Genomic DNA, 13,685 nt, shown 5'->3' with positions numbered 1-13,685 from the left:
AATCGGGAGAGATTCCCCAGGCAGAACGGGGATTCCGGAGAGATCGGTGCAACCGGACACCAAAAGTGGAGGAGAAATACAATGAAGAAACTGCTTTTGGGCGTCGCCTTCGCGGCGCTGATGAGTTCATCGGCCATGGCCGCCAAGATCGGCGTGTCGATGGCCAAGTTCGACGACAATTTCCTCACCGTGCTGCGCAACGGCATGATCGAGCAGGCCAAGGGCATGAGCGGCGTCGAGTTGCAGGTCGAGGACGCGCAGAACGACGTCGCCAAGCAACTCGACCAGATCAAGAACTTCGCCGCTTCGGGCGTCGACGCCATCATCGTCAACCCGGTCGACACCTCGGCCACGCAGGCGATGTCGGATGCGGCGGCCGCGGCCAAGATCCCGCTGGTCTATGTCAACCGCCAGCCGGTCAATGTCGACACGCTGCCAGACAACCAGGCCTTCGTCGCCTCGAACGAGGCCGATTCCGGCACGCTCGAAACCAAGGAAGTCTGCCGCCTGTTCAAGGAAGCCGGCAAGAAGGAAGCCAATGTCTATGTGATCATGGGCGAGCTTTCCAACCAGGCCGCCGTGCAGCGCACCAAGGACATCGACGATGTCATCGCCACACCGGACTGCAGCTTCATCAAGATCATCGACAAGCAGACCTCGAACTGGGATCGCGACCAGGCGCAGAACCTGATGACCAACTGGCTGTCGACCGGCAAGAAGTTCGACGGCGTCATTGCCAACAATGACGAAAGCGCCATCGGCGCCATCCAGGCGATGAAGGCCGCCAACATCGACATGAAGTCGGTTGTCGTCGGCGGCGTCGACGCCACCCAGGACGCGCTTGCCGCCATGCAGGCGGGCGACCTTGATGCCACCGTCTTCCAGGACGCCGCCGGCCAGGGCGCGGGGGCGCTGGATGCCGCGCTGAAGCTCGCCAAGGGCGAGAAGGTCGAGCACAAGGTCTATGTCCCGTTCCAGCTGGTCACGCCGGCCAACATCGACAAGTTCCTGAAGAAGAACTGAGCCGCGGACATACGGAGCGGCGCTCTCGCGCAGCGACAGCGCCGCTCCGCTTCCCTCGGGGCCCGAAGGTGCTCGGGGAACGACCGCGGCTGACGGAGGATAGAAGAATTGGCACAGACATCTCACGGCGTCGGCGGGGTCAGCTATGACGCCAGGAAGCGCACATGGCCGGCCGAATTCAACGTCTTCCTGGCGCTCGTCATCCTCGTCGTCATCTTCGAACTGATCGGCCGGGTCTTTCTCGGCGACAGCTTCCTGTTCAACACCCGCAGCGACGTCTCCGGCCTCTTCAACGAGGCGCGCCTGCAGATCATCATTCTGCAGGTGTCGATCGTCGGCATCATCGCCATCGGCGTCACGCAGGTGATCATTACGGGTGGCATCGACCTGTCCTCCGGCTCGATCGTCGGCGCGACGGCCATGATCGCCATGAGCTTTGCCCAGGTCGCGACCGTCAACGGCAATCCCAACCCCAAGGCGATGTTTCTGGCCCAAGGCTGGACCGACCTGCCCGTGATCGTCCCGGTGCTGGTGGCGATCGGCTGCGGCCTGCTCGCCGGCCTCGTCAACGGCTCGCTGATCGCCTACACGCGCATCCCGCCCTTCATCGCCACGCTCGGCATGATGGTGACCGCGCGGGGCATCGCCAAATGGTGGTCCAAGGGCCAGCCGATCTCGTTCCCGACGGACAGTTTCGCTGGTATCGGCAAGGGCTTGATGCCCGTCATCATCTTCCTGTCGCTGGCCGTGCTGTTCCAGCTGATCATGACCTACACCAGATATGGCAAGCACTGCTACGCGATCGGCTCCAATGAGGACGCAGCGCGCATGTCTGGCATCAAGATCGCCAACCACAAGATCCTCGTCTATGTCATCGCCGGCATTCTTGCAGCACTCGCCGCCGTCGTGCTCTCCTCCAAGAACCTCACCGCCCAGGCCGGCATGGGCGTCATGTACGAACTCGATGCCATCGCCATGGCGGTCATCGGCGGGGTCTCGCTGTCGGGCGGCCGCGGCTCCATCATCGGCACGGTGATCGGCGCGCTGATCTTCGGCGTCATCATCTCCGGCTTCACCTTCCTGCGCCTCGACGCCTACTATCAGGAGATGGTGAAGGGCGTGATCATCGTCGGCGCGGTCGTTCTCGACCAGTGGCGTCAACGCATGCGGGCATTGAGGGCTTGATCGTGTCAGACATCGTCCTGAAGACCGAGAACCTGACCAAGCGCTATGGCGGCGTGCATGCGCTCGAAGGCGCCAATTTCGAGCTGCGCAAGGGCGAGCATGTCGCCATCATGGGTGACAACGGCGCCGGCAAGTCGACCTTCGTGCGCCAGATCACCGCCGTCGAGCAGCGGACCAGCGGCCAGGTCTGGTTCGATGGCAAGGAAGTGAATTTCGCCGGACCGATCGAGGCCCGCGAGGCAGGCATCGAGACGGTGTTCCAGAACCTGGCGCTGGCCGACGACCTCGACGTGCCGTCGAACCTGTTCCTCGGCCGCGAAAAAGTGCTGTTCAATCTCGGACCGTTCTCGATCCTCGACCGCAAATACATGCGCAAGGCAACCGAGGCGGCGCTGGTCCGCACCGCGGTCAAGATCCCCAACCTCTCCAACACCATCCGCCATATGTCGGGCGGCCAGCGGCAGTGCGTGGCGATCGCCAGGACGGCGACCTTTGCCTCCAAGCTGATCATCATGGACGAGCCCACGGCGGCCCTCGGCGTGCAGGAGACGGCGCAGGTCGAAAACATCATCCGCACGCTGAAGGACAATGGCGAGCCGCTGATCCTGATCAGCCACAACATGCGCCAGGTGTTCGACCTTTGCGACCGCATCGTGGTGTTCCGGCGCGGCCGCATCGTCGCCAATCTGCGCAAGGAAAATACCGACGGGCAGGACATCGTATCCTATATCACCGGCGCCAAGACCGGCGAGGCGGAACTCGCGGCCTAAGGGCCGGGCTCGGAGGCGATGGTCATCGCCTTCCCGTCGATTTGTCTTGACCGGAAAATCATTCAGCGCCCATGACCGGCGCCCCGCTTCGAACCATCCCCAGAGGAAAATACCCATGACTGTTCGCTTCGCCCTCCTTGGTGCCGGCCGCATCGGCAAGGTCCACGCCCGCGCCGTGGGTTCCAACCCCCAGGCAAAACTGGTCGCCGTGGCCGATGCCTTCGAGAAGGCGGCGAGCGAATTGGCTGTTGCCTATGGCGCCGAGGTGCGCAGCATCGACGAAATCGAGAAGTCCAAGGACATCGACGCGGTCGTCATCTGCACGCCGACCGACACCCATGCCGATTTGATCGAGCGCTTCGCCAAGGCCGGCAAGGCGATCTTCTGCGAGAAGCCGATCGACCTCGACGTCAAGCGGGTCGAGCAGTGCCTGGCCGTTGTCGACAAGGCCAAGGCGACCCTGATGGTCGGCTTCAACAGGCGTTTCGACCCGCATTTCGCCGCCGTGCGCAAGGCGATCGACGACGGAGCCATCGGCACCGTCGAGATGGTCACCATCACCTCGCGCGATCCCGGCGCGCCACCCATCGACTACATCAAGCGCTCGGGCGGCATTTTCCGCGACATGACCATCCATGATTTCGACATGGCGCGCTTTCTGCTCGGCGAGGAGCCTGTCGCGGTCAGCGCGCACGCCTCGGTGCTGGTCGACAAGAAAATCGGCGAAGCCGGCGATTTCGACTCGGTCAGCGTCATCCTCGAAACGGCTTCGGGCAAGCAGGCAGTCATCTCCAATTCGCGCCGCGCCACCTATGGCTACGACCAGCGCATCGAGGTGCACGGCTCGAAGGGCATGGTGGCGGCCGAGAACCAGCGGCCGGTGTCGATCGAGCTCGCCAACGAGAAGGGCTATACGCGCCCGCCGCTGCACGACTTCTTCATGACCCGCTACCTCGACGCTTATGCCCTCGAGATCGCCGCCTTCATCGCGGCGGCGACATCAGGCAAGAAGGCGGCGCCGAGCGGCGCTGATGGCCTCGTGGCGCTGAAGCTGGCCGATGCGGCGCTGAAGTCGGCGACCACGGGCAAGACCATTCGTCTCGACAAGTAAGAACCGGACCCAACGCACAGGAGCAGAGCGATGAGCGCATCCGCCGATCGCAATTCGAACACACGCGCCATCGTCACCGGCGGTGCGCAAGGCATAGGATTCGCGGTCGCCGAAGCGCTGGCCGACGAAGGCTGCCGGGCGCTGGCGCTCATCGGCCGCTCGCAGGAGAAGGGCGACAAGGCAGTCGCTCATTTCAGGAAATCAGGCGTCGACGCGATCTTCATCAGCGCCGACGTCTCGAAGGTGGCCGACTGCAAGCGCGCGGTCGCCACCGCGCTCTCGCATTTCGGTACGATCAACGCGCTGGTCAACGCCGCCGCCACCTCGGCGCGCGGCTCGCTGGTCGAGACATCAGAAGAGCTGTTCGACCAGATCTTCGACACCAATGTGCGCGGCCCGTTTTTTCTGATGCAGGGCGTGGTGGCGCATCTCTTGGAGAAAAAGGCGCCCGGATCGATCGTCAACGTGCTGTCGATGTCGGCGCATACCGGGCAGTCCTTCCTGACGCCCTATTCGACCAGCAAGGGCGCGCTGATGACGCTGACCAAGAACGTCGCCAACGCTTATCGCTTCAACCGCATCCGCTGCAACGCCGTGCTGCCCGGCTGGATGGACACCGAGGGCGAGGACGTCGTGCAGAAGAAATGGCACGATGCGCCCGACGACTGGCTGGCGAAGGCCGAAGCCGCGCAGCCGATGGGCCAGTTGGTCAAACCGGACCAGCTCGCGCGGCTGATCAGCTACATGGTCAGCCCGCAATCGGGCGTCATGACCGGATCGCTGGTCGACTACGATCAGAGTGTCGCCGGGTCGTCGCCGGAGTAGGTTCATGCGAGCGATCTGCGTGGCGCACCTTGAACCTATCCTATGTCTGTCTTTGTGAAATCCTGACCGGTGTAGAGCAAAGCCAAATTATATGCCTTGCAACAGGCGTAGGAAAAGCAATCGCCCATGTTGAGCTGCGCCGGCGAATCGACACCCTTGCCGTAACTGCGTGCGGCTTCGATGGCGAGCCGCCCGACTTCGGCCGAAATGAGGACCTCGCCGATTCCCAAATCCTGCACGAAACGGTCCACCGCCGCATTCGCCTTTGCGACTGCCGCCGGTTGGATGGGTGAAGGCAGGGGGGTCTTTGAACGCGCCAAGACCATTGCGGTCTCGAAACGAACGATCGCCGAAATGAAGAAAGGCCCGCCATGGGCGTCTATCCGGGCGGCGAGTTCTCCTGCCGTGGGCTCCGGACGCAACAGAGCGACGACCGCCGAAGCGTCAATGAACAAGCTCATAGCCCCCTGAAAGCTCGTCCGAATAGGCTCTCATATCGAAGTCAGGATTATCTGCTCCGATTTCGCCAGCCATTCTGACTGCCTCCGCCAAGCGTTCCGACACAGTTTGGGCACTGCGGGCGCGCTCAATTTCATGCGTCAGGGCCCGGCGAACCGCCTCGGCTTTGCTCGGCGCCTTCGTGAGGCGCTGCACCTCAAGTACCAGCCGGTCGACTTCCCGGTCCTTCACATAAAGCGGCATTGGAGCATATCCTTTTTGGAATATCCAACATATACCTTCTTACATATTCAAACAAGGTCGCTATCAGGTGCGTGACATTCAACGCAAGTTCAGCTATAGCCGACGCATGATCAACCTGACCGCCACGTATTGGTACTTTAGGAGCTCGCTGGCGGCGGGAGGATTGCGCTCGATCTGAAGATTGCAGCAACAAGATCCGAACAGCCGCCAGACCTGGCGGCTTTTTTGTTTCAGCCGGCAGGTTCCCAAACAGGAGCAGAAAGCCGTGTTGACCACCACAGACGACCTCCGGGTCAAGGAACTGAGACTGCTGAGCACGCCGGACGAGGTGATGCGCGAGATACCGCGCTCACTCACGGCGACACGCACCGTTGCCGCCTCGCGCAACGCCATTCACTCCATCCTCACCGGGGCCGACGATCGGCTTGTTGTCATCGTGGGCCCTTGTTCCATCCACGATCCGGTCGCGGCCGTTGATTATGCCAGCCGTCTGGCGGCGCTGCGCGAGGCTCTGTCCGACCGGCTCGAGATCGTCATGCGCGTCTATTTCGAGAAGCCGCGCACCACGGTCGGCTGGAAAGGCCTGATCAACGATCCCGACCTGGATGGCAGCTTCAACATCGACAAGGGGTTGCGGATGGCACGCAACGTGCTTTCCGCCGTCAACAATCTCGGCCTGCCGGCGGCGACCGAATTCCTCGACATGACGACGCCACAATACATCGCCGACCTCGTCGCCTGGGGCGCCATCGGCGCGCGCACGACCGAGAGCCAGATTCATCGCGAGCTGGCCTCGGGTCTCTCCTGCCCGGTCGGCTTCAAGAACGGCACCGACGGCAATCTCAGGATCGCTGGCGAGGCGGTGAAGTCGGCCGCCCAGCCGCATCATTTCATGGCGGTGACCAAGGGCGGACGCAGCGCCATCGCGGCGACCACCGGCAATGAGGATTGCCATGTCATCCTGCGTGGTGGCGTTCAGCCCAACTACGATGCGGCAAGCGTCGAGGCCGCATCGGTCGAACTCGTCCGCATCGGTATCGCCCCCCGTCTGATGATCGACGTCAGCCATGCCAACTCAGCCAAGAAGCCGGAGAACCAGCCCAAGGTCGCGGCCGATGTCGCGGGCCAAGTGGCGGCTGGCGACGAGCGCATCATCGGCGTCATGATCGAGAGCAATCTCGTCGCCGGCCGGCAGGATGTCGTGCCCGGCAAGCCACTGGTCTACGGCCAGAGCATCACCGATGGCTGCATCGACTGGGCGACCACGGAGACGGTGCTGCACGGCCTTGCCGGCGCCGTGGAATGGCGCCGGTCGGCGCGCCGCAACTTGCTGGACAGCCGGCAAGGCGCCGCCTGATCTGGGGGAGCATAAGGGCGGCGCTTCCAGTTTCAGTCCAGGACCATGCCGCTCCTAGGCCCCGCAGCGCTCACCTCCTTGCATGTCACCGATCCGCGTGTTACATACTGAACCAAATGGTTCAGTATTCTCCTGCCCGCCTGGATGCCTCGTTCGCCGCGCTTTCGGACGCCACCCGACGCGGCGTTCTGGAGCAGCTCGGCCGTGCGGATGCCTCGATCACGGACTTGGCCCAGAAATTCCATATGACCCTCACGGGCATGAAGAAGCATGTCGGCGTTCTGGAGCAGGCAGGCCTCGTCACGACGCGGAAGGTCGGGCGCGTGCGGACCTGCAAGCTCGGCCTGCGCCGCCTGGAGGAGGAGACGGGATGGATCGAGAGATACCGCCAGCTCTGGGCCGCACGCTTCGACGAGCTGGACAAGGTTGTCGAGGAAATGAAACGGAAGGAGGAAGCCGATGGACGAAACAAGAGCGAATGAGCCCACCCCCATGCAGAACCGCACGACGGTGGAACGGAAGTCCGACCGCGAGCTGGTCGTCACGCGAAGCTTCGACGCGCCGGCCCGCATCGTGTTCGAGGGCTGGACAAAGCCCGAGCTGTTCAAGCAGTGGTGGATGCCGAAATCGATGGGCATGTTCCTGCGTTCCTGTGAGATGGATGTTCGTGTCGGAGGCGGGTACCGTTTGGTGTTCGGGCATGATGACTCGCACCCTGCCGAGTTCTTCGGCAGGTATCTCGAAGTGACACCGCCCACGCGCCTCGTCTGGACCAATGACGAAGGTGGTGACGGTGGACCCGTGACCACAGTGACCTTCGAGGAAAAAGGCGGCAAGACGCTGCTGGTCATGCACGAGGTCTATCCCTCGAAGGAGGCCCTCGACGCCGCCGGCACCGGGGCGGCGGATGCGATGGCCGAGACGTTCGGGCAGTTGGACGAGCTTCTCGCCACGCTGCGGCACGGCGCCGCCTGATCCGGCAGGCGCCAGAAGGCGGCGGTTCGGTTCAGCCCGAGACTACGCCGCCCTCAGCCCTTCCCATGCGGTGAACACGGAGACCGCGAAGAGCAGCAGCCCGGCCGCCCGGCCGGCAAGGATGGTCACCCGTGGATTGGCGATCAGAAGCTTGCGGCTGCGGCCGGCCGATATTGCGAGCCCGCCATAGACCGCGGCCTGCGTCAGCACGGTCAGCAGGCCCATCACCGTCGCCTGCATCCAGATCGGGCCGTAGTCCGGTTTCAGGAACTGCGGATAGACGGCGAGCACGAAGAGGTAGGCCTTCGGGTTGATCAGGCAGGTCACCAAGCCCTGGCGAAACGCCTTCCATGCCGAGCGGCTGCCGGCGGGACTCTCGTTGCCGACGGTGATGGAGCTGCGCATCAGCGTGATGCCGATGAAGGCCATGTAGGCGGCGCCCGCTAACAGCAGCGGCTTGAACAGGATCGGCAAGAAATGCATCAGCAGGCCGACGCCGATGGCGCCGTTCAGCGTGTGCACCATGCCGCCGACCATGATGCCGCCGGTCGCGGCAAGACCCCTGTCGCGGCCGCCGGTCAACGCATTGGCAAGCACGAACAGCATGTCCATGCCTGGAACGGCGATGATGCCGAACAGGAGGATAAAGAACAGCCAGAGATTTTCAGCATAGCCCATGTCAGTTGCCTGTTGTCCCGCTCGGCCAGCCTCGGCGGAACCTGTTGATTTTCAAATCGATAGGCAGTCCTATAGGCAGGCCCAACTGACGATGGTGTGTCAGTTGTGATCGGTACCAGGTCAGAAAAATGCGCAAGGCCTCGCGCCTGTTCGAGATCATCCAGATCCTGCGGCTGGCGCGGCAGCCGGTGACGGCGGCAATGATCGCCGGGCAACTGGAAGTGACGATCCGCTCGATCTATCGCGACATCGCGGCGCTGCAGGCGATGCGCGTGCCGATCGAGGGCGGGCGTGGCATCGGCTACATCCTGCGCCCCGGCTTCGACTTGCCGCCGCTGATGTTTTCGATCGAGGAAATGGAGGCGATCGTCCTGTCGCTGGCGCTGCTGGAGCGCACGGGCGACGACGAGCTCAAGCAGGCGGCCAAGCGCGTCGGCGCCAAGATCGCCGGCGCGGTGCCGCCGCCCTTGCGCCAGACGCTCGACGCCAATGCGCTGCACGCCTGGGGCTTCGCCGCGCCCTCCGCAGGTGCGATCGACCTGGCGCTGGTGCGCCGCGCCATACGCGACGAGGAGAAGCTCGAGCTCTCCTACCGCGACGAGCTCGGCCGCGCTTCCGAGCGCCTCATCCGCCCGATCGCTCTGATCTATTACGCCGAGACCGCCAACATCGTCGCCTGGTGCGAGCTGCGCCAGGCGATCCGCAATTTCCGCAGCGACCGCATCGAGGATTGCCAGCCGACCGGCCTAGGCTTCAAGGGCGAAGGCGATCGTTTGCGGCAGGTCTGGGTCGACGGGTGGGAAGTCGATGCAGCGGCCGCCGGCTAAAGCGACCAGCATAGCGAATCCTACCTTACATCCACCCAGCGCTTCTCCTCGAAGGAGCGCGCCATGGCGTGCACGGTGCGCTCGATCTCCAGTCCTTCGGCGAACTCGATGAGCCGGGCCGGCTTGCCGGCAAGCCGTGTCAGCAATTCATGGCATTCGATGATCTTGAGGTCGTTGAAGCCGAGGCTGTGGCCGGGCGCCGGCACGAAGAGGTCATAGGGCCTGTGCTGCGGCGCCACCAGAATGGTGCGGTAGCCCTGTTCGGTGGGTCGGTCGGACGTCAGGTAGAGCTGGAATTCGTTCATCCGCTCCTGGTCGAACAGGATCGATCCCTTGGACCCGAAGATCTGGATGGCGATGCGGCCCTTGCGGCCCCAGGCCGAGCGGTTGACCTGCAGCGTGCCGGCAATGCCGTTCTCCAGATGCATGAGCACGCTGGCAATGTCGTAGGTCTCCACCGCGCGCCGGCCGCCTGAGGCCAGCTTGCGGTCGGCATAGGGCTTGGCCATGTCGCAGATGACGCTGCCGACGCGGCCGAACAGCGCGGAGACCAGCGACAGCGGATGCACGGCGAAATCGTCGAGCGCGCCGTAGCCGGAAGTCGCCTCGTGCTTCCAGAAGAACAGCGCCTCGGAATCGGCCATGAAATCCTCGTCCATCTCGATGCGCAGATGGTTGACCTCGCCGATGATCTTCTCGTCGAGCAACGCGCCGATGTGGCGGATGGCCGGGCTCTGGATGTAGTTGTAGCCAAGCGCGGCGACCTTGCCTGATTTCTTCGCTGCGGCCGCCATCGCCTCGGCTTCGGCAAAGCTCGGCGCCATCGGTTTTTCGCACCACAGATGCTTGCCGGCTTCGAGGACAGCGATGGCCATTTCCGGATGGAACTGATTGGGGGTTGTCAGCGACACTATATCGACCTCCGGGTCGTTGACGACGGCGCGCCAGTCGCCGGTGGCTCTGGCGAAACCGAACTCGCCTGCCTTGCGCCTGGCGAGATCCTCATTGACCTCGCCCAGATGGACGAGCCGTGGCTTGGCCGCATCGGGGAAGACGGCCCCGACGGCGCTCCACGCGATGGCGTGGCATTTGCCCATGAAACCCGTGCCGATAAGACCGACGCCAACCATTTTTCGTTCCTCCGCTGCCATAAGCTGAGTGGATGAATTAGTCCATTTTTTCCAGGAATGGAATGTCTGCCTCATTTTTTATGGCGTTCTTGCGCAGGCTCGCTATGATGGGGCAGAGAGGGTGTCCAGACAGGCTTGGGCAGAGGGACGATGGACGAACAGGTACCTCGCGACTTCGAGACGCTGCGTGCCACGATTCTGGACCGGCGCGAGAGCCTGCCCAAGCGCATCGCCCAGATCGCCGCCTACGCGCTCGACAATCCCGACGACATCGCCTTTGGTACCGCCGCCAGCATCGCCGCTTCGGCCGGCGTGCAGCCCTCGACCCTGATCCGCTTTGCCCAGCAACTCGGCTTCGACGGTTTTACCAGCCTGCAGCAGGTGTTCCGGGAACGTCTGCGCGAGCGCAACTCTTCCTATGACGAGCGGCTGCAGGCGCTGCGCGCCAAGGCCGAGGGCGGTGCCGGCCACCGGGCGATCTTCGACGGCTTCATCGCCGCCGCCAGCACCTCGCTCAACGACATTTCCCGCACGCTGGACGATGCGCATCTGGAAGACGCGATTTCGCTGCTGGCGAAGGCGCAGACCATCTATGTCTTGGCCAAGCGACGCTCCTATCCAGTGGCTTCCTACATCGCCTATGCGCTCGGCAAGCTGAAGATCCGCAACCAGTTGATCGAATCGGCCGCCGGCCTGAATGCCGAGATGGTCGGCTTCGCCACACCGGCGGACGCCGTCATCGCCATCAGCTTCTCGCCCTACGCGCCGGCCACGATCGAGGAGGCGCGCGCCATTTCCGAGCAGGGCGTGCCGATCGTCGCCATCACCGACAGCTCGTTCTCGCCGCTCGCCCAGTTCGCCAGGGTCTGGTTCGAGGTTGCCGAGGCGGATTTCGCCGGCTTCCGTTCGCTGTCGGCGACAATGGCGCTGGCCATGGCGCTGACCGTCGGCGTCGGCGAGAAGCGGCGCGACGCGAGCCGTAAGCGCAAGGCTTGATCAGGCGTCCCATCAAGGCAATTTTAGCCTAGGGAATGCTCATTCCATATTGACTATGGATTGGAATTATTATTTCATATTGCCGGCGCCACGCAGCCGCTCGCGCGTGTTACCCAAAACAATGTTGTCCATGACGACAAGACCGACGGGAGGTTCCAATGAGCGAAGCCGTGGACGCAAGACAGGCGCCGCTCGATGTCATCACCATCGGCCGCGCGTCCGTCGACCTCTATGGCCAGCAGATCGGCTCGCGGCTGGAGGACATCACCTCCTTCGCCAAGTCGGTCGGCGGCTGCCCGGCCAATATTTCCGTCGGCACGGCGCGGCTCGGGCTGCGCTCGGCTCTGCTGACGCGCGTCGGCGACGAGCAGATGGGCCGCTTCATCCGCGAGCAGCTGAAACGCGAAGGCGTCAACACCGACGGTCTGAAGACCGACAAGGAGCGGTTGACCGCGCTGGTTCTGCTTTCGGTCGAGAGCGAAGGCGTTTCGCCGATGATTTTCTACCGATCCGACTGTGCCGACATGGCGCTGGCCGAGGAGGACATCGATGAGGCGTTTATTGCCTCGGCCCGTTCGATCGTCGTCACCGGCACGCATTTTTCCCGCCCCAACAGCGATGCCGCCCAGCGCAAGGCGATCCGCATCATGAAGGCCAGGGGTGGCAAGGTCGTGTTCGATATCGACTATCGCCCGAATTTGTGGGGCCTTGCCGGCCACGCCGAAGGCTTTGAGCGCTATGTCAAATCCGACCGCGTCTCGGCCCAGTTGAAGACGGTGCTGCCCGATTGCGACCTCATCGTCGGCACCGAGGAAGAGATCATGATCGCGTCCGGCGCCGACGACTGCCTGAGCGCGCTGAAGACGATCCGCTCCCTGTCCTCGGCCACCATCGTCCTGAAGCGCGGCGCCATGGGCTGCATCGTCTATGACGGACCGATCAGCGACGATCTCGAGGACGGCGTCGTCGGCAAGGGTTTCCCGATCGAGATCTACAATGTGCTGGGCGCCGGTGACGCCTTCATGTCCGGTCTGCTGCGCGGCTGGCTCGGCGGTGAAAGCCTTGCCACGGCGGCGACCTGGGCCAATGCCTGCGGCGCCTTCGCCGTGTCGCGGCTGCTCTGCGCGCCGGAATATCCGACCTTCGAGGAGCTGCGGTTCTTCCTCGAGAACGGCAGCAAGCATCGCGCGCTGCGCAAGGACGAGGCGATCAACCACATCCATTGGGCAACCACACGCCGGCGCGACATCCCCTCGCTGATGGCGCTCGCCTGCGATCACCGTGTGCAGCTCGAGGATGTGGCGACCAAGACCGGCGCCGATCCGGCACGCATCCGTAATTTCAAGGTGCTGGCGGTCAAGGCAGCGGCCAAGGTCGCCGCCGGCCGCGACGGCTATGGCATGCTGATTGACGAGAAACATGGCCGCGAGGCGATGTTCGAATTCGCTCGCCACCCCTTCGCCTGGCTTGGACGCCCGGTGGAACTGCCGGGCTCGCGGCCGCTGCGCTTCGAATTCTCGCAGGACATCGGCTCGCAGCTTACCGAATGGCCCGTCGATCACTGCATCAAGTGCCTGTGCTTTTATCATCCCGACGATCCGGCGGAACTGAAGGAAGAACAGCAGCAGAAGCTGCGCGCGCTGTTCGAGGCCGCGCGCAAAGTTGGCCGCGAACTTCTCATCGAGATCATCGCCGGCAAGCACGGCAAGCTCGACGACACGACGATCCCGCGCGCGCTGGAGGAACTCTATGCGCTCGGCATCAAGCCGGACTGGTGGAAGCTCGAACCGCAGGCGTCGAGCGGCGCCTGGGCCAAGATCGAGGCGGTGATCCTGAAGCACGATCCCTGGTGCCGGGGCATTGTGCTGCTTGGCCTGGAGGCGCCGCAGGACGAACTGGAGGCCGCTTTTGCCGCCACGGCCAACGCGCCCATCGTCAAGGGCTTTGCCGTCGGGCGCACCATCTTCGTCCACGCAGCCGAACAATGGCTGGCCGGCAGGATGTCGGACGACGAGGCTGTCGCCGACATGGCGTCGCGCTTCGAACAGTTGACCGAAGCGTGGCTTGCCGCGCGCGGCCGCAAGGCGGCATAACGAGGCGCAACGG

Annotated in this window: 15 protein-coding genes; 11 read left to right on the top strand and 4 right to left on the bottom strand. The window is 63.6% G+C overall.

The window, feature by feature from the left end:
* Positions 1-81 precede the first annotated feature (81 nt).
* From LB555_RS13860 to LB555_RS13840, 5 genes are all read left to right on the top strand, one after another.
* Positions 82-1,023: a sugar ABC transporter substrate-binding protein gene (locus tag LB555_RS13860; protein ID WP_015314570.1), complete on the top strand. Its 942-nt coding sequence runs from the start codon at positions 82-84 to the stop codon at positions 1,021-1,023.
* A gap of 108 nt (positions 1,024-1,131) precedes the next feature.
* Positions 1,132-2,208 carry an ABC transporter permease gene (locus tag LB555_RS13855; RefSeq protein WP_224642953.1) on the top strand — a complete coding sequence of 359 codons (1,077 nt, stop codon included), beginning with the start codon at positions 1,132-1,134 and terminating at the stop codon, positions 2,206-2,208.
* Between the two features lie 2 nt (positions 2,209-2,210).
* Positions 2,211-2,978 carry an ATP-binding cassette domain-containing protein gene (locus LB555_RS13850; protein WP_023772158.1) on the top strand — a complete coding sequence of 256 codons (768 nt, stop codon included), beginning with the start codon at positions 2,211-2,213 and terminating at the stop codon, positions 2,976-2,978.
* Positions 2,979-3,093: 115 nt separating this feature from the next.
* A complete protein-coding gene (gene iolG / locus LB555_RS13845; protein ID WP_015314567.1) occupies positions 3,094-4,089 on the top strand; it encodes an inositol 2-dehydrogenase in 996 nt (331 codons plus the stop codon).
* 30 nt (positions 4,090-4,119) lie between these two features.
* Entirely contained in the window at positions 4,120-4,914 is a 795-nt protein-coding gene (locus tag LB555_RS13840; protein WP_140875909.1) for an SDR family oxidoreductase, read from the top strand.
* Between the two features lie 35 nt (positions 4,915-4,949).
* On the opposite strand, the gene LB555_RS13835 is transcribed toward LB555_RS13840, so the two are convergent.
* Both LB555_RS13835 and LB555_RS13830 read right to left on the bottom strand, forming a co-directional pair.
* Complete coding sequence (locus LB555_RS13835; protein WP_224683080.1) at positions 4,950-5,375, bottom strand: type II toxin-antitoxin system VapC family toxin; 426 nt, start codon at positions 5,373-5,375, stop codon at positions 4,950-4,952.
* Positions 5,359-5,616 (bottom strand): type II toxin-antitoxin system VapB family antitoxin, encoded by a 258-nt coding sequence (locus LB555_RS13830; protein WP_224683079.1) that lies wholly within the window; start codon positions 5,614-5,616, stop codon positions 5,359-5,361. Before LB555_RS13830 ends, LB555_RS13835 begins: the two co-directional genes overlap by 17 nt.
* A 265-nt stretch (positions 5,617-5,881) precedes the next feature.
* On the opposite strand from LB555_RS13830, the gene LB555_RS13825 reads away from it, so the two are divergent.
* The 3 genes from LB555_RS13825 to LB555_RS13815 all read left to right on the top strand — a co-directional run bounded on the left by LB555_RS13825 (position 5,882) and on the right by LB555_RS13815 (position 7,948).
* Entirely contained in the window at positions 5,882-6,973 is a 1,092-nt protein-coding gene (locus LB555_RS13825; protein WP_140719322.1) for a 3-deoxy-7-phosphoheptulonate synthase, read from the top strand.
* Positions 6,974-7,089: 116 nt separating this feature from the next.
* The gene (locus tag LB555_RS13820) at positions 7,090-7,455 is read left to right on the top strand and encodes an ArsR/SmtB family transcription factor (protein ID WP_015314562.1); all 366 of its coding nucleotides are present in this window, start codon (positions 7,090-7,092) and stop codon (positions 7,453-7,455) included.
* The gene (locus LB555_RS13815) at positions 7,433-7,948 is read left to right on the top strand and encodes an SRPBCC domain-containing protein (protein WP_224683078.1); all 516 of its coding nucleotides are present in this window, start codon (positions 7,433-7,435) and stop codon (positions 7,946-7,948) included. Before LB555_RS13820 ends, LB555_RS13815 begins: the two co-directional genes overlap by 23 nt.
* A gap of 42 nt (positions 7,949-7,990) precedes the next feature.
* Here the strand turns inward: LB555_RS13815 and LB555_RS13810 are convergent, their stop codons facing one another.
* A complete protein-coding gene (locus LB555_RS13810; protein ID WP_224683077.1) occupies positions 7,991-8,626 on the bottom strand; it encodes a LysE family translocator in 636 nt (211 codons plus the stop codon).
* 128 nt (positions 8,627-8,754) lie between these two features.
* Here LB555_RS13810 and LB555_RS13805 point away from each other — a divergent pair, with 128 nt between their 5' ends.
* The gene (locus tag LB555_RS13805; RefSeq protein WP_224683076.1) at positions 8,755-9,453 is read left to right on the top strand and encodes a helix-turn-helix transcriptional regulator; all 699 of its coding nucleotides are present in this window, start codon (positions 8,755-8,757) and stop codon (positions 9,451-9,453) included.
* A 20-nt stretch (positions 9,454-9,473) separates the two neighbouring features.
* On the opposite strand, the gene LB555_RS13800 is transcribed toward LB555_RS13805, so the two are convergent.
* Positions 9,474-10,583, bottom strand: a complete 1,110-nt coding sequence (locus LB555_RS13800) for a Gfo/Idh/MocA family protein (protein WP_224683075.1) — start codon at positions 10,581-10,583, stop codon at positions 9,474-9,476.
* A 150-nt stretch (positions 10,584-10,733) separates the two neighbouring features.
* Between LB555_RS13800 and LB555_RS13795 the strand changes: the two genes are divergently transcribed.
* Positions 10,734-11,579, top strand: a complete 846-nt coding sequence (locus tag LB555_RS13795; RefSeq protein WP_015314557.1) for a MurR/RpiR family transcriptional regulator — start codon at positions 10,734-10,736, stop codon at positions 11,577-11,579.
* A gap of 158 nt (positions 11,580-11,737) precedes the next feature.
* Entirely contained in the window at positions 11,738-13,672 is a 1,935-nt protein-coding gene (locus tag LB555_RS13790) for a bifunctional 5-dehydro-2-deoxygluconokinase/5-dehydro-2-deoxyphosphogluconate aldolase (RefSeq protein ID WP_140660211.1), read from the top strand.
* Positions 13,673-13,685 lie beyond the last annotated feature (13 nt).

The organism is Mesorhizobium sp. BR-1-1-10 (assembly GCF_020165595.1).
In the GTDB taxonomy this organism is placed as follows: Bacteria; Pseudomonadota; Alphaproteobacteria; order Rhizobiales; family Rhizobiaceae; genus Mesorhizobium; species Mesorhizobium australicum.
This window is presented reverse-complemented; position numbering and strand designations above follow the sequence as displayed.